The organism is Mycobacterium sp. E740 (assembly GCF_001672895.1).
Lineage (GTDB): Bacteria > Actinomycetota > Actinomycetes > Mycobacteriales > Mycobacteriaceae > Mycobacterium.
In genome coordinates this window covers 1-2,006 of record NZ_LZKP01000066.1, presented here as the reverse complement: position 1 = coordinate 2,006, position 2,006 = coordinate 1, and the positions used below count along the sequence as shown (strand labels likewise).

General features: G+C 69.4%; 1 protein-coding gene. It reads right to left on the bottom strand.

Translation table 11 applies throughout. From position 1 onward, the window contains the following. Positions 1-2,006: condensation domain-containing protein (locus A5663_RS06235; protein ID WP_156744373.1), on the bottom strand; the 2,006-nt coding region annotated here is incomplete at both ends.

The window sequence follows — 2,006 nt, the reverse complement described above, 5'->3', positions numbered from 1 at the left end:
CAGCAGCCATCGCCACCACCACCCGCTCCAACCGCCCAATCAACCCCTCAACACCAACAGCATCAAACACATCGGTGCGGAACTCGACGGTCCCAGCGATGCCGGCGGGCTCGCCCTGCTCGCCGAAGCGCTCGGCCATGGAGAACGTCAAATCCATTCGCGCCGTGTGGGTTTCGGCGGGCAGCGGGGTGACGTCGAGGTCGCCGAGGGTCAGCCCGGCGTGATCGCCGTCCTGCCCGGCCAGGTTCTGCCAGGCCAGCATGACCTGGACCAGCGGGTGATGCGCGAGGCTGCGGGTCGGGTTGAGCCGCTCCACCAACACCTCGAAGGGGACATCCTGGTGGTCGTACGCGGCCAGGCTGCGCGCGCGCACATCGCTGAGCAGTTCGGCGACACTGGGATCGCCGGCCAGCTCGATCCGCAGCACCAGCGTGTTGACGAAGAAGCCCACCAGGCCGTCGAGCGCAGGATCGTTACGCCCGGCGATGGCGAACCCGATCGCCACGTCGTTGCTGGCGCTGAGCTTGGAGAGCAGTAGCGCAAGCGCCGCTTGCATCACCATGAAGGTGGTCGCGTCGTGTTGGCGAGCGATCCGCGAGATCTGCTGCTGCAGTTCTGCTGACCACTCGAACGACACCGAAGCTCCGCGGTAGTCGGCCACCGCCGGGTAGGGCCGATCGGTGGGCAGCTGCAGCCGCTCGGGCAAACCGGCCAGCGCCTGCTCCCAGTAGGCCAGCTGCCCGGCGATGCGGCTTTCGGGGTCGTCCAGATCGCCGAGCTGCTCGCGTTGCCACAGCGTGTAGTCGACGTACTGCACCGGCAGCGGCACCCACTGCGGGGCTTCGCCGGCGGACCGGCTGGCGTACGCCGCGCCGAGGTCGGCCACCAGTGGAGTGACCGACCAGCCGTCGGCGGCGATGTGGTGCACCACCGCAACCAGCACGTGGGTGTCTGCTGCCACCCGGAAAAGCGTTGCGCGCAAAGGTATTTCGGTTGCGAGGTCGAATGGGCGACGCACCACCGCGTCGATGGCCTCACGGAGTTCGGCCTCTGGCCATCCGATGGCGTCGACGACGTCCCAGCCCAGGTCGGCCTGCTCGACGGGAACGACGAGCTGCTGCGGGACCCCGTCGGCCGCCACGAACAGGGTGCGCAGGCTTTCGTGCCGGCCCGCCACATCGGCCAGCGCTTGGCCCAAGGCCTCGGCGTCGAGGCGACCGTCCAGTCGCAACGCCACCGCCATGTTGTAGATCGCCGACGGCCCCTGGAGCTGGTCGACGAACCACAACCGGTTCTGGGCGAACGACAACGGCACCACCGCGGGACGGTCGACCGCCACCAGCGGGTCGAGCCCGGCGCCTTCCGCGCCGACGCGCGGGGCCAACTCGGCGACTGTTGGCGCCTCGAACAGGGCGCGCACCGACAGTCCGGCACCCAGCCCGGAGTTGATCGCGGCGATCACCCGCATCGCGGACAGCGAATCCCCACCCAGGTTGAAGAAGGAGTCGTCGACGCCGACTCGCTCGACGCCGAGCACCTCGGCATAGATGCCGGCGAGGATCTCTTCGGTCGGGGTGCTCGGGGCGCGGTACCGATCGGCGTCGGAGTACTCCGGTGCCGGCAGTGCGCGTCTGTCGAGTTTGCCGTTCGGTGTCAGCGGCAGCGCGTCGATCACGACCACCGCGGCCGGCACCATGTACGCCGGCAACCGCTGCCCCAGCGCGGCGCGCGCCGCGGCCGGATCGGCCGTACCGGTGATGTAACCCACCAGACGCTTGTCACCGGGACGGTCTTCGCGCGCGATCACCACCGCCTGCGCGACCCCGTCGCACGCAGCCAGCGCCGCCTGCACCTCGCCCAACTCGATGCGGAACCCGCGAATCTTGACCTGCTCATCGGCGCGGCCCAGATACACCAGCTGACCATCGGCGTCCCAGCGCACCAGATCCCCGGTGCGATACATCCGATCCCCCGGGCCGCCGAACGGACACGCCACGAACCGCGAC